24 protein-coding genes are annotated in these 24,400 nt (G+C 34.6%); 2 read left to right on the forward strand and 22 right to left on the reverse strand.

Annotated features, from left to right (window positions below; all coding sequences use genetic code 11):
* Positions 1–236: 236 nt before the first annotated feature.
* Positions 237–809 carry a DUF4251 domain-containing protein gene (locus DG435_RS01705; RefSeq protein ID WP_159025647.1) on the reverse strand — a complete coding sequence of 191 codons (573 nt, stop codon included), beginning with the start codon at positions 807–809 and terminating at the stop codon, positions 237–239.
* A 105-nt stretch (positions 810–914) separates the two neighbouring features.
* Positions 915–1,538, reverse strand: coding sequence for a hypothetical protein (locus DG435_RS01710; protein WP_234387133.1), 624 nt, complete (start codon positions 1,536–1,538; stop codon positions 915–917).
* A gap of 85 nt (positions 1,539–1,623) precedes the next feature.
* Here DG435_RS01710 and DG435_RS01715 point away from each other — a divergent pair, with 85 nt between their 5' ends.
* The gene (locus DG435_RS01715) at positions 1,624–2,892 is read left to right on the forward strand and encodes a multidrug effflux MFS transporter (RefSeq protein ID WP_106793547.1); all 1,269 of its coding nucleotides are present in this window, start codon (positions 1,624–1,626) and stop codon (positions 2,890–2,892) included.
* Here the strand turns inward: DG435_RS01715 and DG435_RS25400 are convergent.
* From DG435_RS25400 to DG435_RS01725, 3 genes are all read right to left on the reverse strand, one after another.
* On the reverse strand, positions 2,845–3,018 hold the full coding sequence (locus tag DG435_RS25400; protein ID WP_159025648.1) for a hypothetical protein: 174 nt from the start codon (positions 3,016–3,018) through the stop codon (positions 2,845–2,847). The two genes, DG435_RS01715 and DG435_RS25400, sit on opposite strands and share 48 nt — an antisense overlap.
* 138 nt (positions 3,019–3,156) lie before the next feature.
* On the reverse strand, positions 3,157–3,417 hold the full coding sequence (locus DG435_RS01720) for a carboxypeptidase-like regulatory domain-containing protein (RefSeq protein ID WP_106793548.1): 261 nt from the start codon (positions 3,415–3,417) through the stop codon (positions 3,157–3,159).
* 69 nt (positions 3,418–3,486) lie between these two features.
* Complete coding sequence (locus tag DG435_RS01725; RefSeq protein ID WP_106793549.1) at positions 3,487–4,581, reverse strand: serine protease; 1,095 nt, start codon at positions 4,579–4,581, stop codon at positions 3,487–3,489.
* Positions 4,582–4,835: 254 nt separating this feature from the next.
* Between DG435_RS01725 and DG435_RS01730 the strand changes: the two genes are divergently transcribed.
* Entirely contained in the window at positions 4,836–5,423 is a 588-nt protein-coding gene (locus DG435_RS01730; protein WP_106793550.1) for a YceI family protein, read from the forward strand.
* 60 nt (positions 5,424–5,483) lie between these two features.
* On the opposite strand, the gene DG435_RS01735 is transcribed toward DG435_RS01730, so the two are convergent.
* From DG435_RS01735 to glgB, 17 genes are all read right to left on the reverse strand, one after another.
* Complete coding sequence (locus DG435_RS01735) at positions 5,484–8,336, reverse strand: pitrilysin family protein (protein ID WP_106793551.1); 2,853 nt, start codon at positions 8,334–8,336, stop codon at positions 5,484–5,486.
* A gap of 115 nt (positions 8,337–8,451) precedes the next feature.
* Entirely contained in the window at positions 8,452–8,994 is a 543-nt protein-coding gene (locus DG435_RS01740) for a 4'-phosphopantetheinyl transferase superfamily protein (protein WP_106793552.1), read from the reverse strand.
* The gene (locus tag DG435_RS01745) at positions 8,991–9,245 is read right to left on the reverse strand and encodes an acyl carrier protein (RefSeq protein WP_024770212.1); all 255 of its coding nucleotides are present in this window, start codon (positions 9,243–9,245) and stop codon (positions 8,991–8,993) included. The genes DG435_RS01740 and DG435_RS01745 overlap by 4 nt, the downstream gene beginning before the upstream one ends.
* A gap of 41 nt (positions 9,246–9,286) precedes the next feature.
* Positions 9,287–10,561 (reverse strand): beta-ketoacyl synthase, encoded by a 1,275-nt coding sequence (locus tag DG435_RS01750; protein WP_106793553.1) that lies wholly within the window; start codon positions 10,559–10,561, stop codon positions 9,287–9,289.
* Positions 10,554–11,453 (reverse strand): alpha/beta hydrolase, encoded by a 900-nt coding sequence (locus DG435_RS01755; protein ID WP_106793554.1) that lies wholly within the window; start codon positions 11,451–11,453, stop codon positions 10,554–10,556. Before DG435_RS01755 ends, DG435_RS01750 begins: the two co-directional genes overlap by 8 nt.
* A gap of 9 nt (positions 11,454–11,462) precedes the next feature.
* Positions 11,463–11,900 (reverse strand): 3-hydroxyacyl-ACP dehydratase FabZ family protein, encoded by a 438-nt coding sequence (locus DG435_RS01760; protein ID WP_106793555.1) that lies wholly within the window; start codon positions 11,898–11,900, stop codon positions 11,463–11,465.
* Between the two features lie 12 nt (positions 11,901–11,912).
* Entirely contained in the window at positions 11,913–12,392 is a 480-nt protein-coding gene (locus DG435_RS01765) for a hypothetical protein (RefSeq protein ID WP_106793556.1), read from the reverse strand.
* A gap of 10 nt (positions 12,393–12,402) precedes the next feature.
* Positions 12,403–13,194 carry an SDR family oxidoreductase gene (locus tag DG435_RS01770; RefSeq protein WP_199852712.1) on the reverse strand — a complete coding sequence of 264 codons (792 nt, stop codon included), beginning with the start codon at positions 13,192–13,194 and terminating at the stop codon, positions 12,403–12,405.
* A gap of 51 nt (positions 13,195–13,245) precedes the next feature.
* Positions 13,246–14,298, reverse strand: a complete 1,053-nt coding sequence (locus DG435_RS01775) for a type III polyketide synthase (RefSeq protein ID WP_106793558.1) — start codon at positions 14,296–14,298, stop codon at positions 13,246–13,248.
* Between the two features lie 20 nt (positions 14,299–14,318).
* Positions 14,319–15,038 carry a methyltransferase domain-containing protein gene (locus DG435_RS01780; RefSeq protein WP_106793559.1) on the reverse strand — a complete coding sequence of 240 codons (720 nt, stop codon included), beginning with the start codon at positions 15,036–15,038 and terminating at the stop codon, positions 14,319–14,321.
* Positions 15,032–16,162, reverse strand: coding sequence for an NAD(P)/FAD-dependent oxidoreductase (locus DG435_RS01785; RefSeq protein WP_106793596.1), 1,131 nt, complete (start codon positions 16,160–16,162; stop codon positions 15,032–15,034). The genes DG435_RS01780 and DG435_RS01785 overlap by 7 nt, the downstream gene beginning before the upstream one ends.
* A gap of 80 nt (positions 16,163–16,242) precedes the next feature.
* The gene (locus DG435_RS01790; RefSeq protein ID WP_106793560.1) at positions 16,243–16,935 is read right to left on the reverse strand and encodes an OmpA family protein; all 693 of its coding nucleotides are present in this window, start codon (positions 16,933–16,935) and stop codon (positions 16,243–16,245) included.
* A gap of 16 nt (positions 16,936–16,951) precedes the next feature.
* Entirely contained in the window at positions 16,952–17,431 is a 480-nt protein-coding gene (locus tag DG435_RS01795; protein WP_106793561.1) for a lipocalin family protein, read from the reverse strand.
* A gap of 200 nt (positions 17,432–17,631) precedes the next feature.
* Positions 17,632–18,951, reverse strand: coding sequence for an MFS transporter (locus DG435_RS01800; protein ID WP_106793562.1), 1,320 nt, complete (start codon positions 18,949–18,951; stop codon positions 17,632–17,634).
* A 115-nt stretch (positions 18,952–19,066) separates the two neighbouring features.
* Entirely contained in the window at positions 19,067–19,888 is an 822-nt protein-coding gene (locus DG435_RS01805; RefSeq protein WP_024770200.1) for a M48 family metallopeptidase, read from the reverse strand.
* 126 nt (positions 19,889–20,014) lie between these two features.
* Positions 20,015–22,420: a glycoside hydrolase family 31 protein gene (locus tag DG435_RS01810; protein WP_106793563.1), complete on the reverse strand. Its 2,406-nt coding sequence runs from the start codon at positions 22,418–22,420 to the stop codon at positions 20,015–20,017.
* A 66-nt stretch (positions 22,421–22,486) separates the two neighbouring features.
* A complete protein-coding gene (glgB, locus tag DG435_RS01815; protein ID WP_106793564.1) occupies positions 22,487–24,397 on the reverse strand; it encodes a 1,4-alpha-glucan branching protein GlgB in 1,911 nt (636 codons plus the stop codon).
* Positions 24,398–24,400 lie beyond the last annotated feature (3 nt).

Below are 24,400 nucleotides of genomic sequence, written 5' to 3' on the forward strand. Positions count from 1 at the left end.
AAATTGTCGGTAACATATCCTGGGATATTTTACATAATACTACATTATAGTTACAATAGAACTAGAGATCCGCAAATTGGCTTTTACATAATTGCAGATATAACGACACCGTCAGGTGTTTTATATCGTCAGCAATTATGTAAAAGCCAATTTGCTACAATATACATTTGTACTATAATTTATATTATGTAAAATAGAATATTTGATTACTTCCCTGTTATTGATTTAAACTATTACTAATTATTCGATACCGCTGTATTATTTTTCTCTTCGAGTTTTAATACCTTACCTCTATATCGTATCGATGTTCTGTGATTGCTCTGTATCATGATATCACTTCTCAAATTTGGATATAGTGTTACTGATACTCTTAGCCATTCTGTAGCATTCCTAATTCCAAATTTCATCAAGTACCGTTGTTTTTTCTCATCATAAGTAACCATAATATCCTCTGGCACGCCATCAAATTCTATATTATTGTTCCTATTGTTAAAGCCTGCAGATATTCTACGTTCTCCATAGTATGGTAAATACACAGAAATACTATCTCCCAGGATTCTAAAATGATTAAAATTTCCGATCAGGTTTATATTATTTGCTGTACTTCCTGCTGGAAATAAACCACTATTCGACAACGCATTAAGACTACTATTGGCTAACGGTGCTGCCCAATCCGAGATGATTTCAAGTTTTTTTTGTGCTACCAATTCATCTAAAGCCTTACTTTCCTCTGTAGATACCTCCAGATTTTGCGAGCTTCCGCAACTAATTAGTAAACAGCTTGTAAGTATTAAAAAAAGAGTTTTCATTTTTGTTGAGAATATACCAATAATTACTTCAAATAGCATACCATTTTTTAAAATATTAACACATAAAGTCCAGTAAGTCAGATTATAAATAGAATATTTTAATCTCTAAAACCTATATCTTCCTCTTACATATAATAAATTTGGGGCGCCATAATACCCAAATTCAGATGTGTTAAAGTCTAGATTATGATTTACCTCTAAAGAAAAATTAGTATCAAAATCATATCCCATACCATACATAAACCTAGTCCGGAACGGAACTTTTATTATATCGTGAACATCTGCATTTCGTGTAAGTTCTATTTCCAAACCAGAAAAAAGATGAAATTTATTTGTCAAATGTAATTTTCCTTTAATCGGCATTTTAAAAACATCTGCAGACAGATATGTATCATTATACCCCTGTAATTCTATAAACAAATTCGAATTTACTTCGTAATTAATTGTAAAATATGCATGCTGTTCGCGACTTGATAACCCAGAATATGAAAATCCACCGATTGCCAATTTTGATTTTTTATCTACCACCCCATTTGCATCTGTTTCTTTTTCTTGTGCATATATTTGTTTCCCAGATAAGAAAACAGAAAATATAACTACTCCTACTACAAGAATAGTATACCTTTTCTCATGGATACGAAACAGTTTTAACCTATGTTTGTTGTATACTAAAGCGTCACTATTTATCATAATTAAGTGATGATATTGGTTAAAAAATACTATTCGCATAAAAGACTATCAAAAATGATGTAACGTTACAGAATATAACATTCTACTATAATTCTTTGTGGGGCAAATACGTTACTTTTGCCAGATGCAAAAAAATAAGTTAGCCCAGTTTGAATTTGTTACTCTAATGGCATCTCTAATGTCTATTGTTGCTTTGGCTATAGATGCGCTTTTACCAGCATTGGATATCATAGGAATTACTATTGGTACCCGACAGATTGCAGACAATCAATTATTAATTACCATGATTTTTCTGGGGCTTGGTATTGGTCCATTAATTTTTGGACCCATATCAGATAGTATAGGTAGAAAACCTGTCGTGTATATGGGGTTTGTCCTTTTTATTATCGCAAGCTTTATTTGCATTTTTGCTACAAGCGTAGAAATGATGGTATTGGGTCGAATTCTACAAGGTGTTGGACTATCTGCACCCAGAACGATTGCTATTGCTATGATTAGAGATATTTATAGTGGTGATTATATGGCACGTATCATGTCGTTTATTACCGTAGTCTTTATTTTAGTGCCGATTATTGCCCCTGCATTGGGTAAATTTGTGTTAGATCATTATGATTGGCAAGCAATATTTTATATACAAGTACTCTTTAGCTTACTCGTATCTTTTTGGTTTTGGAAACGGCAAGCCGAGACCTTAGAAATATCCAAACGTATTAAGTTTACATCTACTATTTTTATGGATGGCCTAAAGGAATTAATGCAATACAAAACGACTATTGGGTATACTCTTATTTCGGGTTTTATAGTGGGGTCTTTTATGGTTTATCTAAGTACCTCTCAACAAATTTTTGAACAGCAATATCAGTTAAAAGAAGAGTTTCCGTATATATTTGGTCTTTTGGCCATCTCAATAGGTTCTGCTATTTTCTTAAACGGAACACTGGTATTAAAATATGGTATGGAGAAATTGGTTACCACTTCTCTACTCGCATTTTTTGGAATTTCTCTTTTGTATATTGTATTATTTTACAATTCGTCAAATCCAAGCGTAGAGGTTCTATTGCTATTCTTCGGAATGCAATTTTTTGCTATTGGATTTTTATTTGGAAATTTAAGGGCTTTGGCCATGCAACCAATTGGTCATATTGCAGGGATCGGTGCTGCAATTACAGGTTTTGTTTCTACGATTATGGCTGTTCCTATTAGTACTTATATCGGGAGGTTTGTTTTAAACACTACCCTACCTCTATTTATAGGCTTTTTGGTCTGCGCACTACTTTCAATTGTAATTCTTGTGTATATAAAAGTAGCAGTAAAAAAAACAGAGTGTTACTCGCTAGGAAAGCGATTACCTGCGTTGGTCATTATGCTCTATACGTTCTTCTGGGATAGATAAATCACCATTTCCAGCAATGGCAAACTGGTCTCTTTTTGATCCATATCCAAAATTAGAAGACCTACGATATTTATTCTGGAAATCTGCGAATCGTCTTTTTCTAGTGGGCTTTTCTTTACTATTCATAGTGGAAAGTTTTAGTGAATCATACGGTTAATAATTAATTCTCTTTCTAAGTTATCATTTTTTTTTAATTTTAGTCTACTCATTCATAGTACTTTATATTAATTTTAAGATACGTACGAACAATCCTTCTTTTAAGGTTTAGAGTTCGATTAAAATTTTCTGTTCTTCATTTGTATTTAATAGTATTGAAATTTTCCTGTTTGCATATCCTTCTGCGATAATGAGTATATCATATTTTCCCGGTGTTAGATCATTCCAAAAAAAAGCCCCAACATCATTGGTTACTTGTGCTATATCGACTAACCGTGTCATCCCAGTGATAGTTAAGGTTATCACTGCTTCTTCTACAGGTTTTTTAGATTTCTGATCTATTATTTTTCCTCTAATTGCGGCTCCCATTAGTATTTTATTTATTGAAGAATGAGCATTCTTCTCTTATAAAAATGCTCATTCTTTCTATTTTACTTACTATTTATATTTGTTTTTCCAGTTTTTAAGATTCTTAAATACTGGTTTTGTAATTCGAGTAGCAGAATTACCCAATGAATATCCATTGGTATGGATTCCTACAACATAACGTTTGCCATTTTTGATTCTCCATAGCGGAGATCCGCTTTGACCCCCTGCTGTATCAATATTATATACGAGAGTCCTTGAAGTAACAGCTTTAATTTTTCTGGCATGCCACCATTGTGTACCAGCAGGCTTATCACCGGGATACCCAGAAAGGTTTACTTTTAGCCCCAATAAATCAAAGAAACCATAATTTCCATATCCAAAATACCCGACTTTATTACCATACTTACAGTTTTTTGGTAATATGATTGCTCCATAGTCATGACTTCGTTTTTTACTCTTGGTCCATCCTTTAACCGAATGGAAATGAGAAGATTTACATGATCCGTATGGTTTTTTAGCACCATTTCTTCCTGGTATTACTTCAATACTCTTGGCCCAGCCCCCATGTTTATGCATATAAACCACATGACCAGCAGTAATGACTGTACGAGGACCAATAAGAAATCCAGTGCCAATCCAACTAGTACCATCTTTGGCTTTAATTCTTAATGAACAAATGGCCCGCCAAGGATACTTGGTTGTTCCTTTAATTTGTTTACGATCATCTTTACCAATGACTACTTCCTGCATCATTTTTTTACCACTTTCACTACGCATTAGCATAGCAGCAGTTGGATCTCCGAATTCTGCATAATATGCATCCAATACATTTTCATCATTATCCTCTTCTTCGCTTTCTTGTTCATCTAGCACCGAATAATCATATCCTGAAACCTTTTCCAGAGTTCCGTCCTCGGTTTTAGAGCCTTCTGTGGCACCACTTTCATTTCCTTCAAAAGGAGTTTCTAGGTCTTCAAAATCCTGATCTCCTCCACTACTTTCACTACTCACCTCCAGGTAATCATTAGCATACTCTTCTGTTTCCTCACCCAGAGTATCATCAAATTCGTCGGTTTCTATTAGGTCACCTGTTCCTTCAAAAGATTCTTCGATAACTGCTGTCTCATCAGTGATCTGATCTTCATATATTCCATTTTTCTTCATGATTTGTGTCTTTATAAAATTTGTTTGTACTATAGAGTTTCTTATGCATTAGCCCTCTATTTCTTTTAAATTGCAATTTTATTCAAGAACAAAAGTATAAACAATCACAATAACTAAAAAGAGCTAAATAGCTATATATCAACAAGTTGAATAACTGTTTGTTTTATAGGTGAAAGATGGTGTACTATTGGGGTAAATAAACCCTTGGAATGATTCTTGATTATTTCTAACTTAGTAAAATTATAATTATCCCTATGAGAACTTTTCTCTACATATTGATTAGTATTGTGTATATACAAGGATTTGGGCAAGATATCATTCCTAATGTTACGCAGTTACCAACCAGTCCGACTTCTGATTATGCATTAATCAATGATTATCAAGGTATCGTTTTTGACAAAGAAAAGTCAAGAGTTTCTTTTGATTTTATCGAAGATAAAACTTCTGGTACGATTGCTGGATTAGATTTTAAGATTAATTTCAATCCTAAAGATCCGGAAAATGCAGCTTTTAAAGGTACTGCCCTTATTAATACACTAGACACTGATAATTTTTTACGTGATGGACACTTAATGTGGGAAAAATTCTTCTATAGAAAAAAGTATCCAAAAATAAGCTTTGCAAGTACTGATGTTGTTTCTTTTGATACCAATACTTATAAGGTTATAGGTAATCTTACCATCAAAGGAATACAAAAAGAAGTGATTATCACATTCTCTCTAGATGATAAAAAATTATTGGGTAAAACAACTATTTATTCTAGTGATTTTGGTGTAAATATCCACGATGAGCGCGAAAAGAATAAATTAGATATACGGTTTTATTTTCCGATACTTCAATAAAGAAAGCAGCACTATTGTGCAGTACTGCTTCTGTTTATCGGTATTCTTTGGTTTTTACTACTATATCTTATTTCCGTTGATATCTAACTCGATAACAACTTTATTTAGTTTTTTAACCTCTTCTAATTGAGAGGCTTTATCTCCTACTACAACATAAATCATTTTATTTTCTTCAATATGCTTAAATATAATCGATTTGAAATCTAATTCACTCATCCCTACAAGTTCTTTCTGATCATCTTCTATAAACGAAGCTGGTTTACTATATTTACTCATCTCTCTTAGAATACCTAGCTTATCATCTAATGCTTCATAATCCCTGGTACTCCCTTTTAAAATTTTATTCCTTGTGATCTCTGCATCATCTTCACTAAAACTTTCTCCATAAGAAGTTATCATTTCTTCTATAATCTTAAGTGATGGTAGTGTTGCATTAGCACGCACACTTGTTGCTACAAAAAATGGAGAGATATTTTTTTGTGCTCTAATTCCTGAATATGCCCCGTAGGTATATCCTTTTTGAATTCGTAATGTTTGAAACAACCTTCCGCTGGATCCACCTCCTAAAATCTCATTGGCATAATCCAGATTATTAAACTCAGGATTTGTTGCAGATAATGCTAATTTACCAATAAATATGACTGATTGCTTAGATCCTGGAACATCTATAAAGTACAAATGATCAGTTTGATCCTTTTCTGTAATTTCTATTTTAGGAATTGCTACACTTTCAGTATTCCAATTAGAAGCTAGTGATGATAACGTTTCTTTTACCTTACTCTTATTAATATTTCCTGCGATATGAAAAGTAGCATTTCGAGGAGATAGATTTTTATAATGTTTTTTAATATCATCCAAAGAGATATTTTCTGTTGTTTCTAATGTTCCAGAATTTGGGAGTCCTAAAATATTCTGGTTTCCATATAATAATTTATTAAAATTAATCGAAGCAATCGCTTGGGGGCTAGCCTCTCTGCCTTTTAAATTGGTTTGTAGTGCTTGTTTTAAACGGGCATACTCTTTCTCATCCCATCGTGGTTGTAATAGTATCTCTTCTATTAGAGCTACGGTATCTTCAAAGTTTTTAGCTAAGCAGGAAGCTCTCAAACGTATTTCCTCTGTTCCGCTAAAAATATCGATCGATGCCCCTAATAATCCTATAGCTTCTTCTAACTCTGCCGAAGTCTTTGTAGCCGTTCCTTCCATTAGCATACTGGTCATAAAACTAGAAATTCCTGATTTCTCTATTGGATCTAATAAGTGCCCACCCGGAATGGTTATGTCAAAGCTTATCAGTGGTAATTCGTTATTTTCTATACCGTACAGCTTCATTCCGTTTGACAATTCTCCTGTCCATACTTCTGGAGACTTAAATAATGGTAGTTCCCCAAAATCAGGCTCACTTCTATCATGTGTAGATGGTGTTTTTTCATATACTGCCTCTTCTCCCTGTTCTACTTCTTCGCTGGCAACATCTTTTTTCACCTCTTCTATCCATACTTTTGCTTTTTGAGCATCTGCAACAGCAAGATTTAATTGATTTTTTGGAACTACGCTGGTCATCACATAGTTTTTATCTTTGATATATTTGTTATAGACACGCATGATATCATCACGAGTAACCGCATTAGTTAGTTTTGCAGTTTCTGAAATATAACCAGGATCTCCTTTAAACTCATTATCCTGAACCAACTGAAATGCTTTATTAAGTATGGTGCTAAATCCTTGATATAATTGAGTTTCGAGCTCGGCTTTGATTCTTTTAAGTTCATTGTCGGTAAATCCATCTTTCTCAAATCGAATCAACGCATTGTTTATTGCTATGTGTACACTATCTAAATCTTTACCAGCATTAGCACGTACTATAAATGAAAATTCACCAGCAATCTCGCTAGATCTTTGAAAACTACGTGGATTAGGCGCCAGTTTCTTTTCTTCGACAAGAACTTTATATAATGGTGATTTTTTACTTCCACTTAATAATTGCCCCAAAATATCCAGAGCATAAGTATCTTTATGATATTCTTCTACCGTAGGATATACAATTCGAAGTTCTGGAAGTTTAGCAAAATTATCTTCGAAGTATAAAGATTTACTATCTCCAAGAGTAACTGCCATTGGTTGTAAAGGAGCAACATCTGGTCCTTTTCTTATTTCTCCGAACCATTTTTTTACCAATTCTTTGGTTTTGGCGATATCAATATCCCCTGCGATTACTAATGAACCATTACTAGCTCCATAGTATTGTGTATAAAATTCTTTTACATCATCTAAGGTTGCAGATTGTAAATCGGGAAGCGATCCAATGACTGTCCAACTATATGGATGGCCTTCTGGATATAAATTTTTGCGAATAATTTCATCGGTATATCCATATGGGGCATTATCTACCCGCTGGCGTTTTTCATTTTTAACTACTTGCTTTTCTCTTTCTAAAGCAGCTTCGGTTACTGTATTAATCATATACCCAAAACGATCAGAGTCTATCCAAAGAATCTTTTCGAAAGCATCTTTTGGTACCACCTCATAATATACGGTTCCGTCACTCCAGGTACCACCATTTCGTTGCCCTCCCCATTCTGGGATTAATTTTCGATTGGCTCCAACGGGAGTATTCTCTGAGTCATTAAAAGACATATGTTCAAAGAAATGTGCAAACCCTGTTTTACCCGGTTTTTCACGATTAGATCCAACATGCATCATAGTCGCTACAGCCACAATAGGGTCACTATCGTCTTTATGAAGAATTACCTCTAAACCATTATCAAGAGTAAATTTTTCATAATCAATTTTAAATTCTGTAGAATTATTGTCTGATATTTCCTCTTCTGTTGCTTTTTGTTCTGAATTTGAACAAGAATATAACATTCCGGATATAGCAATTAAGCTTAGAGTTTTTCTGAAAAATGACATTTGTGTATAGTTATTTGATTAATGAATAGCTTAGTTGATACTCAAAAATAAGAAAACGGTATTCAAGAATTTCTTAAAATGTTTATAAAACCGACAATATATCAACGACAAATTGTTAAACTGAAACGACAAATGCCGAGTATTTTCCGTGATGTGTTATAGATATTGGTAATTGCATTGTTGTTTGGTTGATATTTACTATCGGGATTCCGTTACTATCTTTGGTTAAACAAATCAGAGAAGCATCTACATTTAGCTTTCTGATAATAGTTTCTTTTAATTTGGAGCGTATATTCATTGGTTTATCATATACCGAAGAGCGATAATCTATATCAGACCCCATAGCAATGGTATATACATATTCATTTTGGGTTTCAGTAACCGTTTTATAACTGTAATTATCCACATAGACCTCTCCTTTTGGTGTACATCTAAAACTTTGGGGATTGTATCTGCTAGGAAGGTTAAATCGCCTTTGGTGAGCTTTATATGCCGCCTCTTTCATGCTCCAAAATTTCCAGATCAATAATTCTATCTTTTCTGAAGCTAAAATATACTGCTGTTCCCGAATTGTAAATATTTTTTGAACCCATCCTCTTCTCTGCCAATCACTCTGTGTATTGGCTAATTGAAGGTCTACAATATCATTACCAATCATTTGGAAGCTAATTTATCTTCTATAACGGCTATTGAAGCTTTAATAGTTAACATCTTCTCCATAGATTCATTATCAATCTCAATATCGAATTCATCTTCAACATCAAGTACTACATCTACCAGATTCGCAGAATTAATTTCCAGATCTTTTATAAAATCAGTGTTTTCGGTAAGGGTATTAAGTCCTTCTTCATTTTGCACATACGGAGTAATGATTGTTTTTAATTTAGAAAGTAATTCTTCTTTTGTCATAATCTAATTTGAGTTGATTCAATACTTATTTTAATACTATTTTATGTGTATTTCTTAAAGATAACGCAAGCGTTTACATCTCCAAATCCAAAACTAGCTTTTGCTATAATCTTGGGAGAATAGTCAAATGTTTTGGTAGGAATTCGATCTCTGGATACTAAATTTTCTATTTCGGGGTGTAAATCTTCACAATTTATATTCCCAAAGATGAAGTCCTCTTTTAATTGCAATACAGTTGCTACGCTTTCTATACTACCAGAAGCCGCCAGGCAATGCCCTACCATACTCTTAAGTGAATTGATATACGGAAAATCCTGTCCCTTTCGTCCTAAGGCACTACGCCAATTTTGTATTTCGACACTATCCATCGTTGTGGCAGTCAAATGACCATTGATGGCATCGATTTCTTTTGGATCTATTTCTGCATTGGTTACCGCTTTACGAATACAATGTTGCACTGCTTCGCTATTAGGAGCTGTCATACTCCCTCCTTTACGTTGTCCGCCACTATTTACATGCCCACCCAAAATTTCTGCATAAATTGTAGCTCCTCTTTTTTGAGCACTATCCAGGCTTTCGATAACCAAAGCCCCTGCTCCACTCCCAGGAACAAAACCACTAGCTGTAGCACTCATAGGGCGCGAAGCACTGGTAGGATCTTCATTATACTTATATGGAAGGATACGCATAGCATCAAAACCTCCCCATACATAAGGCCCACTATCACTTGTACTACCAGCCAAAATGATTTCTGCTTTACCATCGCTTATTCGATCATAAGCCATCAAAATAGCTTCGGTACCTGTACTACAAGCCGAAGAATTAGTGGTAACCACATTTCCGCATCCCAACATACCTCCTAAAAAAGCACTTATACCACTGGCCATAGTTTGAACAACTGTGGTACTACCCAACCTTCTTACTTTACCTTCGTCTACTTTATAAATGGCTTCTCGAAATTTATCTACACCCAATATTCCGGTTCCAAAAATAACACCAGCATCCCAAAGTGGTGTTTCAGAATCATTGATAGGTAACTTGGAATCTTTCCAAGCATCAATCCCAGCAATAACTCCATATTCCATACCAGAAGCATTTAATCCTCGCAGTTGAATAGAATTAAAGTAATCATTTAAGTAATCTTTATTATATATTGGAAAACCAGCTATTTGACATGAGAAATTAAGATGATTTAATTTATCTATATACTGTATACCACTTACTCCATCACGAACATGTTTTTCAAAAATTGAAACGTTCGTTCCATTTGGAGCAACTACACCTAAACCTGTTATAACTACACGCCTTCTATTCATTATTTATAGCTGAGTTAATAATCGATACTATTTTCTTTATAGCAATTTTAGCTTCAGATAGTATAGGTAGTATTGGCCATATATGTGGCATTCCTTTTCCTTTAACAACTTCTATTTTACCTTGTGCCTCTTTTATTTTATCTATTAGCACCTCATGATCCGGACTACATATGTCGTTTGTAGCAGTAAACAGGTGTACTGGTGGAAAATTATCAAAATCACCGTATACGGGGGAAATTATCTGATCTTTTAGCGAAGATTGACCCGCACACATCTTCTTTGCAGATTTCACTCCTTTCACACTAAGAATAGGATCTGTCAAATCAATTTCCTTAATTTTTGGGTTTGTTAAGCTGGCATCCACTATTGGTGTAATTGCTATTAACCTATTCGGAAGTTTATGCTCTTCTTTTAGCAATCGCTGTGTAAGAGTCATAATCAAATTTCCTCCTACAGAATCACCTATTAAAATAATTTTAGAAGGACCGTATGCTTTCGCTGCCTCCAGGTATACCTGATACACGCTTTCTGTTGTCGTTTTAATAGTGTTTTCTGGCGCTTTTGGATAATCTACCATCCAGGCACGAGAATGTGCTTGTTTTGCAATTTTAGCGATTGCTATCCAGTTTTCCCGAGTCGGACCATAAATAAAAGCTCCACCATGACAATACAACAATAAGAAATCTGTATTAGCATCCTTTGGAACAATACTAGTCACTCTACTACCATATATCTCTTTAGTTTCAAATGCACTACCCAACAAAAGCTTTGTGTTTGGAGTGTGTACGTCTTGTTTTCTTTTTTTGTGATAATCAATAGGGGCTTTAGACCAGGATTGCTTTTCTCCTTTCAGCCTAAGAACTAATTTTACTAACGAATACCCTATACTCATCTCTTTATTTTATTTTCTAAAAGCCACTCCCGCTACAATACCTTTAGCAACCAATACATCCTTAGAATTATACATTGCTACTTTACATTTTAACTTATTAAACCTAAAATATTCTTTATTAGCAATTACAGTCACTTTCTCTTCAGGATAAACGGGTTTATAAAAATTAATGTCACTACTGGTCATTGCTACTCCAAAATCAGCTTCAACCCACTCCCCTTTTAAAAGATAAATCCCAAAACATGCCATCCCGATTTGTGCCATACATTCGGTAAGTATCACTCCGGGTGTGATAGGATTATCTTTAAAATGTCCTGCGTAGAAATATTCATCCTTTAGAAACGTATAGCTTCCTTTGATATGATCATCGTCAATTTCCAGAATTTCATCTACAAACAAAAATGGTTTGCTATAGGGTAATTCTTGTATAATATCTTCTGTAACCAAAATTAAAAGAGTTTAAAATGCGCATCCATCCGGAAGCGGTTGTTTTGTTTCTAAATCATTAGCGAATTCACTATCTAATGTACTTTCTGTAAATCCTTCGCCTACACTACCTTTAAACACTTTATTGCCGTATTTACTTGTATTCATATGTGCACGCACATACACTATTTGATCTTTTTTAATAGGAACCGGCCCGCCTGATCGCACAAAAGGCTGCTCACCCACATGGCTATGCCCTAAAATTCTCCTATAAAGCAATTCTCCATCTTCAGAAATAACTTCCCACCAATCTGCATATTGATTACACCCTGTATCCGGACTCTTGATACCAACACTAAAGGAGTAGCTACCTTCTTCTCCGCTAATAGAAACACTACTGATTTCTGCTTTATCTCCTGTATTATTAGTGTTATTTTCTATTGTTCCATTATCCTCTTTACAAGACATAATGTAGAGTACCAGAGGCAAGCATAGAATTACTATATTTTTCATTTTATTTATTTTAGTTTAAATGTTCGCCTCCATTCACAGGTATGATACAACCATTGATCCAGGAAGCTTCATCTTTACATAACAGGTATACCACATTAGCCACATCTTCTGGTGTCGTAATTCGATTAAACGGATTGCGTTGCTGGCTATGAGCTATAATTTGCTCATGACCGGGGATCATTCGTAAAGATTGGGTGTCGACTGCCCCAGGTTGCAGGCAATTAGCTTTAATACCATAAGGAGCAAACTCTAGTGCTATACTTCTGGTAATCGCTTCGAGAGCTACTTTGGCTGCAGAAACAGCTGCATAATTTTTCCAGGCCTTGGTATTTCCTTCACTGGTAAAAGAAATAATTCTTGTGTCCTCTGCAAACAATGTTGCTTTAAAAATCGATGTAACCCAATCATAAAGACTAATTGCCATAGCATCAATTGTTAAATGAAAATCATCATTCTTCAATACATGTTCGGCATCTATCATAGGCTTTAGATTTCCTTTTGCAACGCTATGCACTACTGTTTTTATTCGTCCTTGATCTATGGCATTTTTTATTTCAGCAATAACCTCTATTCGTTTTTCTGGTTTCAAAAGATCTATATTAAAGGAAAAAAAACCAACTCCTGTTTCTCTTATTGTTTCAAAATCAGCTTCAATATGATTCATTTCACTTTTACGATTGCGATGTACAATGATAATATTCATGCCATGTAAAGCTAGTTTTTTGGCAGAGGCTAATCCCAAACCACTACTACCACCCATGATGAGTGCCCATTCATTTTTATCTATAAAATCTTTATTCACACGTTTCATTTAAAAAAGTTTCGCCTTCTCGGAAATGAAAAATAGTCTTTTTTACCATTCCAGCAATATTCTTTGCGCAGAAAATCCTGGCCCAAAACTAAGCATAAGTCCTATTTCTCCTGGTGCCGGGTTTTGCTCTATGAATCGTTCTAACACATACAACACAGTGGCGCTACTCATATTACCGTATTCCATCAGAACAGCTTTTGTATCCTCTATATTCTTTCCTAAATGTCCAAAAAGTTCTTCTACGGTTTGTACTATCTTTTTTCCACCGGGATGAAAAATAAGATGATCTACCTCTTCAATAGTCTTGTCATATTTTGCAAGGAAAGGATGGATGACATTAGGGAAATGGGCTGCAATGGTCTCCGGCACTTTAGGATCTAATATCATTTGTAAGCCTCCGTTAGTTAGTTTAAAGCCCATCATTGTTGTTGCATCATAAAAATGATACATTTCGTCTCCTATAATTTTTGGACCTATAGCACCTTCTTCAGATGATAATAATGTACACGCCGCTCCATCACCAAAAATAGCAGCACTTACCATATTAGTCATACTGTAGTCATCTAGCTGAAATGTAGCTGTAGGTGACTCTATAGCAATTACTGCTGCTCTCTTTCCTGGATTGGCCTGCAGAAAGTTTCTTGCATAAATAATCCCCGAAACACCTGCTGCACATCCCATTTCTGTAACAGGTAATCTCACAATATCTTGTTTGAGATTAAGATCATTAATAATAAATGCATCAATAGAGGGAATCATAATACCAGTGCAGCTTACAGTAATGATGTAATCCAGAGATTTAGGATTCCAATCGGCTTTTTCTAATGCTTTTTTTAAGACAGAGGTTCCTAATTTCTTTACTTCTCGGATATAGATATCGTTTTTCTCCTCAAAAGAAGTTGCCGAAAACACTTCTTCGATACTCATGATCCCATAACGTCGATCTACTGCAGCATTTTCAAAGATCTTAATCACTTTACGTTTGAAACGATCATTCTGATCTGATAACCATTGAGAAACAAAAGGTAATATCTCTTTTGTCTCTCGCATATACTGCGGGAGTTGCTTGGTTACAGCAGTTATTTTTACACTCAAATTATCTTACTTTTTTAATTTTACTCATTTGCGGTTTTTATAATCCACCGATACCGGAAAGCCCATTTCCAATCCACTTTGTACTCTTGTAGATGAAGTACTTTGGCAAAATATAACAACTCTTGTTTTTTGAATCCTCTTTTTATAGAAACCAATCCATCATTTTTTGCAACATACCCTTTAATAAAAAAGAAACTGAATACTTTAAAAAGATAATATGCCAATGTACTACGATGAAGATCATTAATTACTACCGCAGTTGTCGCCAGGTCAACAGCTTTTTTCATAACTTTTTTGATTTCTTCGTCTCTAAGATGATGCAATGTTAGTGTACAAATAATGATGTCACAAGAAAATTCTGATCCCTCTATTTCCAAAATATCTTTATTAAAAAATGATATTTCTGGATATGAAGTACTTGATTCAATAGAATAATCTAAACACTTGCTATTCAGGTCAATACCGATTAGTTTTATGTTCTTTTTTTCTTTTCTAAACGAATCAGAAATAGCTCTTAGCATTTCACCATCACCACAACCTAAATCAAGAATTGTAATCTCTTGTGATGGATTCTGATTTCTAACCAATTTGTGCACAGCTTTAATAGTAATTGCATTGCCTCCTAGCCATTTGTTTACTCTCGAAATATCAGATAATGCTCGTTGTAAAGCCTTTTCTTCAATCTCTGGATTATCCATGAGTTCTACCTCATTACTTCTGTATTGTAAATTTGCTAGCATACCAAGGGCTCTCCGTGGGTTTGTTTTATAATTCTAGGTACAATAGCCGGTATTGTATTAGCTATTGTGTAAGAAAGCTCTTGTAGCTTACCATTTAATAAGATTTTTTGTAACGCTCTACCAGCATATAATCTTTTAGAAAATGCTTTATTCCATTGCTTGGTATACTCTATTTCTATTACTTTTCTCTGGGTGATCAAACCCTGATTATAATTTTTTATTAGTAACTCACTAAGTATCTGAGCACTTTGTATTGCCATTGCCATACCATTACCGCAAAGAGGGTGGATTAAGCCAGCTGCATCTCCAGTCATAAAAACGTGATCTTCAACAGGTTTTTTCTTATCAAAATTTATCTGACTTATAGTAATTGGTGTACCAAACAACGATTCTGCGCTCTTAAAAAATGTATTTAAATGTGGGTTTTTGCACAGGACTTCCTTTTGAAAGATACCTAAATCTTTATATTTTTTAAAACTGTCATAGGTCGCCAGATAACAAGCATTTACGGTATTATTCTCTACCATAGAAAGACCGCAATATCCTCCTTCAAAATTATGCAGTGAGACCGTATTCGAATCAAAGTCGGCCTTGTAATGTGCCTTAACAGCCAGCCAAGGGGATTTTCGATAACTAAAACTTCGTTGCAGAGTTTTATCAAGTTGCGTTCGTTTCCCATAAGCACCAATAACATAATCACTAGCTAACACTTGATTACCGGTCGTTTTAACCTGAAAACTATTATTATGATAGTGCACATCAGTTACTTGATCATTTAGTAATTGTACTCCTGCGATTGCTGCTTTTTCCCAAAGATAGTGGTCTAGAACATATCTACTAACTCCAAAACCTCCCAAAGGTAATGTGCTTTGTATACATTTTCCTTTTTGTGTAGTTATATTAAATTCTGAAATCCTGGTAGGTTGTAAAATATCAATGTCTATACCCAAAAAATCAAAATATGGTAGCACTTCGTTAGATATATATTCACCACATACTTTGTGTTTTGGATACGTGTTCATTTCGATAAGTGTAACTGGAATACCCGCCTTAGCTAAGTGAATAGCATTGGTTAGTCCGGCAAGCCCTCCGCCAATGATTATTATGTGTGAATATGTGTCCAAGTATTGAAGATACATTAAAAATTAAGCATAAAAAAATCCCGACTGTATAGTCGAGATTTTAAATGTTTTATTACAAAAGTTTATTGCTTTACTTGCTTTTGCGCATCTTCTTTCATCTTATCATTAGCAACAATACCAAGTTCAACTCTTCTGTTTTTAGCTCTTCCTGCCGGAGTTGCATTATCATACTTTGGAAGTGTCTCTCCGTGAGCATAAGTCGTTAGACGGCTTTTGCTTATTCCTTGGGATACCAGATAATTTGTAACAGCATTTGCTCTTTTTTGAGATAATGACATATTATAACTATCATCACCTGTACTATCTGTATGTCCTTCTACAATGATATTAGTATCTGGATATTCTTTAAAAATACCTGCCAGCTTCTTAAGGTTTGCTTTTGATTTTGAATTGATATCAGATTTATTGGTAGCAAAATATACTCCACTATTCTCATCAAATACTACATCAATACCTTCTCCTACTCTTGTTACTTCGGCTCCTGGTATTTCTGACTCAATCTTCTGAGCTTGTTTATCCATTTGCTTACCGATAACACCACCGGCAACACCTCCTACAACACCACCAATTACGGCACCAAGTGCAGAGTTCTTATTTTTTACATTATTTCCTATAATTCCTCCTATCACAGCTCCAGCTGCAGTACCAATTACTGCTCCTCTTTGTGTGTTATTTGAGTTTTTAACGGCCTCACAACTTGTTAAAATTGTAACAGCCATTACAGCAACCACTATTTTTTTAAGATTTGTCTTCATCATTTATAGATTTGAGTTATTGTAATTTATTAAAATTCATAGTGATTACAAAAGGCTTTCCTTCTAAGCTTACAGTCATTTTCCATGTCATTGTAGCATCATCAAGGTGATCTAAAAGCATTCTGTAACCAGCATTATTATTTGTGCTTTTTTTCTTTTCGTTTATGGGTTTAAACATAAAGTAATACTCTCCATTACCTTCTGGCTTAGGAATTGTAAATCTAAAGTTTCTTGCGCCTGTAGAAACACAACTACTTTGATTTACTTCATACTTTCCTGTGTTATTATTTGGGATAAATTTCCATACACTTCCAGTAAAACATTCAGCAGAGGCATCATTATACAGGTTTACGTCAAATATTCCCTGACGGTCATAAGAGATTTTATCAAGAGACCATTCTCCTTTCAGGGTCTTTTTTGCTGCAATAACGGTCTGTTGAGTAGTATTACAGGAAGCTAGTAGTACAACTACTAACGCTAACATAAGTTTTTTCATTGTCGTGAGTTTTATTATATAAAAGTAGCTAATAACGATAACGTTTCCAATATTATTGTATTTCAAAATGATTTTTAATTATCATTGGTTAAATAATCTTAAAAACTAGATGAAATACACAAAAAATGGATGAAAGATCTTTCCTTACTTTTATCCATTTTTTTACTATTATAAAAACCTTACAAGACTTTATTATGCTATCATTCTGTTCGCGGTACTCTAAATAATAAGACAAGACCCACAACAAAGAAAAGGATAAGAAAAAGAATCGAATATCGTACACTTCCTGTTACCTGAGCGATAATCCCGTAAGAGAACATCCCGATTACTATCCCTATTTTTTCGGATACGTCATAAAAACTAAAATATGAGGCTGTATCAACTGCGTCTTCTGGTAATAATTTTGAATATGTAGATCGAGATAATGCTTGTATACCCCCCATAACCAGACCTACAATTGCAGCGGTAACATAAAACTCTGATGGTGTAGTGATTGTATAGGCATACACACAAATACCGATCCAGATAAAATTAATCACAATCAATGTTTGTATGTTTCCAAATTTTGAAGAAGCTTTAGAAGTAAGATATGCTCCTAGTACAGCAACAAGTTGAATTAACAGGATACTTATGATTAACCCGGTAGTAGCATTTTGTTCTCCCCAGTCTAATTCTTCGATACCGAAATACGTAGCAATAAGCATAATGGTCTGTACTGCCATACTATATACAAAAAAGGCGCTTAAGTACCTGCGAAGTTTTATATCATTCTGAAGTGCTTTCCATATCATTTTCAGCTCTTTAAAGCCATTAAAAACTACAGCTTTGGTTAAGACATCTTTCTTATTCCCTTTAGGTAGATAATAATATGTGTATTGGCTAAACCCGATCCACCAAACTCCTACCATAATAAAAGATAATCTGGTTGGTACTCCTTCACTTTCAAAACCAAACCAGTCATATTTTAAAATCATAACAAGATTAATGATCAATAAAATCACACTTCCGATATACCCAAGAGAATACCCCTTGGCGCTAATTGCATCTTGTTGCTCTGGAAATGCTATATCTGGTAAATAAGAGTTATAAAATACTAAACTTGCCCAAAAACCAATTAATGCCAAAAAGTAGCACAGTAATCCAAACCAAAGATGTTCGAGATTAAACCAATAAAGTCCAATACAAGATATAGCTCCTAAATAACAGAAGAATTTGAGGAAATTTTTCTTATTACCTACATAATCAGCTATTCCCGAAAGTAAAGGGCTAATTATTGACACCGTTAGAAAGGCTAAAGCGGTAACATAACTTATCAAAGAATCATTATTAAAATCATATCCTAAGAAATGCACAGTATCATTAACAATATCTCCTTGATCATTTCTGACGATGGTTAGTGCTCCCCAAAAAATAGGAAAAACAGCTGAAGAAATTGTTAAATTATATACAGAATTTGCCCAATCGTAGAAAGCCCAGGCATTTAATAATTTCTTATGCCCCTTTGGTAGTAGTTTACTCATTATGCTTATAAAATTAAAATATATCCTACAATTTATGTAAAAAAAAGCTGTTCTGAATTTGCTCAGAACAGCTCCTAAAGTAAGTATAATCTTTTTAAGATTATAAACTTTACAATTATTTAAAAGAGGTTACCCCAAATTTTTTGGCTTCAGCCTTTGCTGCAGGGGCCCACGCTGTAAGATTAGCAATACGTGTATCACTTGATGGATGGGTGCTCATGAATTCTGGTGGTGCTTGACCTCCACTATTAGCTTTCATACGTTTCCATAACTCTGCTGCTTCATCAGGATTGTAACCGGCAATTGCCATTAATTGCAATCCTATACGGTCTGCTTCAGTTTCATGGCTTCTGCTAAAAGGCAGCATGACTCCAAATTGACTTCCTAAACCAAATGCTGTACCAACAATCTGTTGTGTTTTTTGATCTTTTCCGCTAACGGCAATTGCAGTTGCTGCTCCTGCTACTTGCTGGATTTGACCAGCACTCATTCGTTGCTGACCATGGTTTGCCAATGCATGGGCTACTTCGTGCCCCATTATTGCAGCCATTCCTGTTTCACTTTTTGCTATTGGTAAAATCCCTGTATACACCACTATTTTGCCTCCAGGCATACACCAGGCATTAACATTTTTATCATCTACCAGATTATATTCCCATTTATAATCTTTAAGATATCCCTGATAACCATTAGCATTTAGCCAACGTTCAGATGCTTTAGCTATTTTTTGACCAACTCTCGTAACCATAACTGCATCAGATGTTCCTTTTACTACCTTATTCTCTCCTAAGAACTGGTTGTACTGCTGAAAAGCCATTGGTAATATCTGGGAATTAGGCACTAATGCCAATGTTTGTTTACCTGTAAATGGGTTTGTCGCACAGGACATGAATAATAAAACAGTTCCTAATAGGACTATAGATTTTCGTGTGTTCATATATTAATATTATCTTGAAGTTTCATTTTGTTAAAATTACGAAAATAACAGGCTACCTTCAAAAAACAACGGCTAATATTTATTTCAAAAAATCTACATAATGCTTTATTGCTCGATAAAAGGTAATTACTTAGCTATAATATGAAGTTCTGTAAAACTTTTAGGAACAATTAGCATATTATTTTCGATATCAAAGTTTACACTTTCAAATGAAACTACGACATTATCAATTTCAATTTCATTTATTTTAAACGGAAGCCCGATTAGTTCTATTTGCATCGTTTCATATTCGGTGATATAACTACCGTCTTTATGTTGCTGAATAATAACTTCATTTTCTTTCCCTGTAAAGGAAAAACTTCTAAGACTATATCTCCCTTTGGCATAATCATAACCATCCTGAGCATCCTCATAAACTTTAGATACTTCTTTATTTCCTAATTTATAATATGCCTCTAGTTTTAATTCTTCTATCTTCTTTTCTCCAACATACTGTTGTACTGGATATTTAGGAATAATTGCTCCTTCTTTAATAAATAATGGAATGATATCCAGGTCGGCATCTACCCATTTTTCTCTCCCTCCTTTTACATATGCCCTGGTCCAGTAGTTATACCAATTTCCTTTAGGGATATACATTCTTCTACCTTTGGCATTAGGTTCTTGTATTGGACATACGAGAATTTGGTTTCCAAAAACAAATTCATCGGTTCTATAATGTGTTTGTAGATCTAATTGATCATATAACACCAGAGATTTTAGCATGGGAATTCCTGCTTCGGCATATTCCCAGAACATGGTATACAAATATGGTAGCAGTTGGTAGCGTAATTCTACATATTTTCTGGTTACATCTACAACTTCTTCACCAAAGGTCCATGGTTCCTGATTACCGTGATCTCCCGAAGAGTGTGTACGACAGAAGGGATGAAATACTCCTAGTTGGATCCATCGGGCATATAATTCTCCTGTAGGATGTTCTGCAAAACCACCAATATCACTACCGGTAAAAGACATCCCGCTCATACTCATACGCTGTGCCTGAATATTGGCTATCCAAAGATGTTCCCAGGTAGCCACATTATCCCCTGTCCATGAAGAAGTATAACGCTGTGCTCCAGAATATGCAGATCGTGTGATGATAAAAGGCCGCTTAGGATATGCAAATCGTTTTACACCCTCATAGGTCGCTCTTGCCATTTGAGTGCCATATATATTATGTGCTTTTCTATGGCTACAATAATTACCATCATAGCTATGACGAACATCATCTGGAAATGTTTTACCAGGAACTTCCATTACAGCTGGCTCATTCATATCATTCCACACTCCTTTCACTCCTATCTCATCAATGATTTCTTTAAATAATCCAGCCCACCACTCTCTAACCTTGGGATTTGTAAAATCTGGAAAAAAACATTCTCCAGGCCATACTTTTCCTCGCATATAAGGACCATCGGCTCTTTTACAGAAATAATCATTTTTCATCGCTTCCTGATATACAGGATATTCGTCGTCAATTTTGATTCCAGGATCAATGATGACTACTGTTTTAAATCCATCTTCTGCCAGTTCGGCTACCATACGTTTTGGATCTGGGAAATATTCTTTATTCCAGGTAAAACACCTAAAACCATCCATGTAATCGATATCAAGATATATGGCATCACAAGGGATCCTGAGCTCTCTGAATTTATGAGTTACTTCTTTTACTTTTTTCTCGGGATAATAACTCCATTTACATTGATGATATCCTAACGCCCATAAAGGAGGTAATTCTGGCTTACCAGTTAAATCTGTATATCGTGTAACTACATCTTGCATATTGGGGCCATAGAAGAAATAATAATTCATTTCTCCTCCTTGTGCCCAAAAGCTGGTTACATTACGTCGCTCATGACAAAAATCAAAAAAGGTTTTGAATGTATTGTCAAAAAATATCCCATAGGCTCTTTCTTCATACATCCCGATATAAAAAGGAACGCTCTTATATAATGGATCTTGGTCTTTACCAAAAGCATATTGGTCGGTTGCCCAGTTTTCTATACGTTTCCCTTTTAGATTAAGATGCATTGGTTTATCTCCAAGGCCGTAGTAACACTCACCCTGAGGTGCAGATTTACTCATTTTCACAATATTCCCTCCATACTCATAGCTTTGCTCCCAATGAAAACCCCAATCATCTTTACAGATAATATTACCTTCACTATCATAAATAGTTACGTGTATATTTGCTTTAGCAATACAAATGCTAATTTTTGAAGTAGTAATAGTGTATTCTATATCCGTCTCATCAACTTTCAGCATACTATACCCCCTGGCACCAGTTTCACTTATTGCATAAGAGAAGTCTTTTTCAAAATTATTATCGGTAGCATATCGAAAACGAATTACACTTCCTCTTAGAATAGTAACTTGTAAAATTACTCCATTTTCTGTGGTGAAATTTAATGTATCTACATGTTGCGAAAAGGAAATGATCTTACCAGGAAACAAATTCCCTTTTTGCTCTAGTTCTGTATTGATAATCATATTTTTCTTTTTTCGATTAGTTAAGTTTGGGAAACTTCTACTGTTTATAAAATATTTTATAGGTACTTATTTATTAATCTTAAATACAACGGCTCCTAAAGGAGGAATATCAACCGCTACAGAATATTTTTTATTGTGCCATTTTTTTGATGTTATAACCAATTCTTTTTTATTAGAAACACCACTGCCTCCATATACTTTGGCATCACTATTAAATAGTTGTATCAGTTTTCCTTTATCGGGCAATCCAATACGATAATTTGTCCTTGGTATTGGAGTAAAATTGCAGACAATAATTAAGGGGGTTTCTTTTTCATTTCCTTTTCGCATATAGGCGATAACAGAATTTTCATGATCATCATAGCTTATCCACTCAAAACCCGATGTACTAAACTGTTTTTGATATAATGCTGGGTATTTTCTATATAGTATATTTAAATCTTTTATTATTTTCTGAATTCCAGAATGATATGTATACTGAAGTATATACCAATCTAAGTTATTCTGAAAGTTCCATTCTTCTCGCTGTCCTAGTTCTGCTCCCATAAACAACAGGTTTACACCTGGATGTGTGAACATATAGGTATATAACAATCTAAGATTGGCAAACTGCTGCCATTCATCTCCTGGCATTCTTCCGATTATACTACTTTTACCATGAACTACTTCATCATGTGATAATGGAAGCATAAAATTTTCGGTAAATGTATAGGTCATACTAAAGGTAAGATCATTTTGATGGTGCTTCCTATAAATAGGTGCTTTTGCAAAATACTGTAGCGTATCATGCATCCATCCCATCATCCACTTCATCCCAAAACCTAATCCTCCCAGATATGTAGGCTTAGAAACCATAGGAAACGATGTGGATTCCTCTGCTATGGTTTGCACATCGGGAAAACTACTATATACTTCTTCGTTTAATTCTTTCATAAAAGCAATAGCTTCAAGGTTTTCTCTACCGCCATATATATTAGGTTCCCATTCTCCATCCTCACGAGAATAATCCAGAAATAACATAGAAGCCACTGCGTCTACACGTAATCCATCAGCATGATATTGATCCAACCAAAAAATAGCATTACTAATCAGAAAGCTTTTTACTTCATTTCTTCCATAGTTAAATATTAAACTTTTCCAATCTGGATGATATCCTTTTTTTCTATCGGGATGTTCATAGAGGCATGTTCCGTCAAAAAAACCTAATCCATGAGCGTCTTCAGGAAAATGTGATGGTACCCAGTCTAAGATAATGCCAATATCATTTTGGTGAAGTTTATCCACCAATACCTTAAATTCTTCTGGATACCCAAAACGAGATGTAGGTGCAAAATATCCTGTAAGCTGATATCCCCATGAGGGATCATAAGGATACTCCATCACTGGCATCAATTCTACATGAGTAAACTGCATTTCTTTGACATAAGAAACCAATTCATCAGACAGTTCTATATATGATAAAGATCGATGTTCTTCTATCTTTTTTTTCCAGGAACCTAAATGCACTTCATATACAGAATAGGGAGCATCAAGGGCATTGTGTTTTTTGCGTTTTTTCATCCATGCCGCATCTTCCCATTTATATTTATCATCCCAGACAACAGAAGCCGTTTTCGGGGGATGCTCACACCGCCGGGCATAAGGGTCTGCTTTTTCTGTCTTAATATCATTATGATTAGAATGAATTTTATATTTATAGACAGTTCCTTTTCCTATACTCGGGATAAAGCCTTCCCATATTCCGGACTCGTCCCACCTCACATTTAATTCATGTTTTCCTTCAATCCAATGATTAAAATCTCCAATTACAGAAACAGATTTTGCCGACGGTGCCCAAACAGAAAAATAAGTACCCTCTACTCCATTAATTGTAGCGATATGAGAACCGAATTTTTCGTATAAACGATAGTGTTTACCTGTTTTAAAAAGGTTTATATCAAATTCTGAAAAGAAACTACAAGGAGTTACACTATCCATACA

Source organism: Aquimarina sp. Aq78, assembly GCF_900299525.1.
Classification (GTDB): domain Bacteria; phylum Bacteroidota; class Bacteroidia; order Flavobacteriales; family Flavobacteriaceae; genus Aquimarina.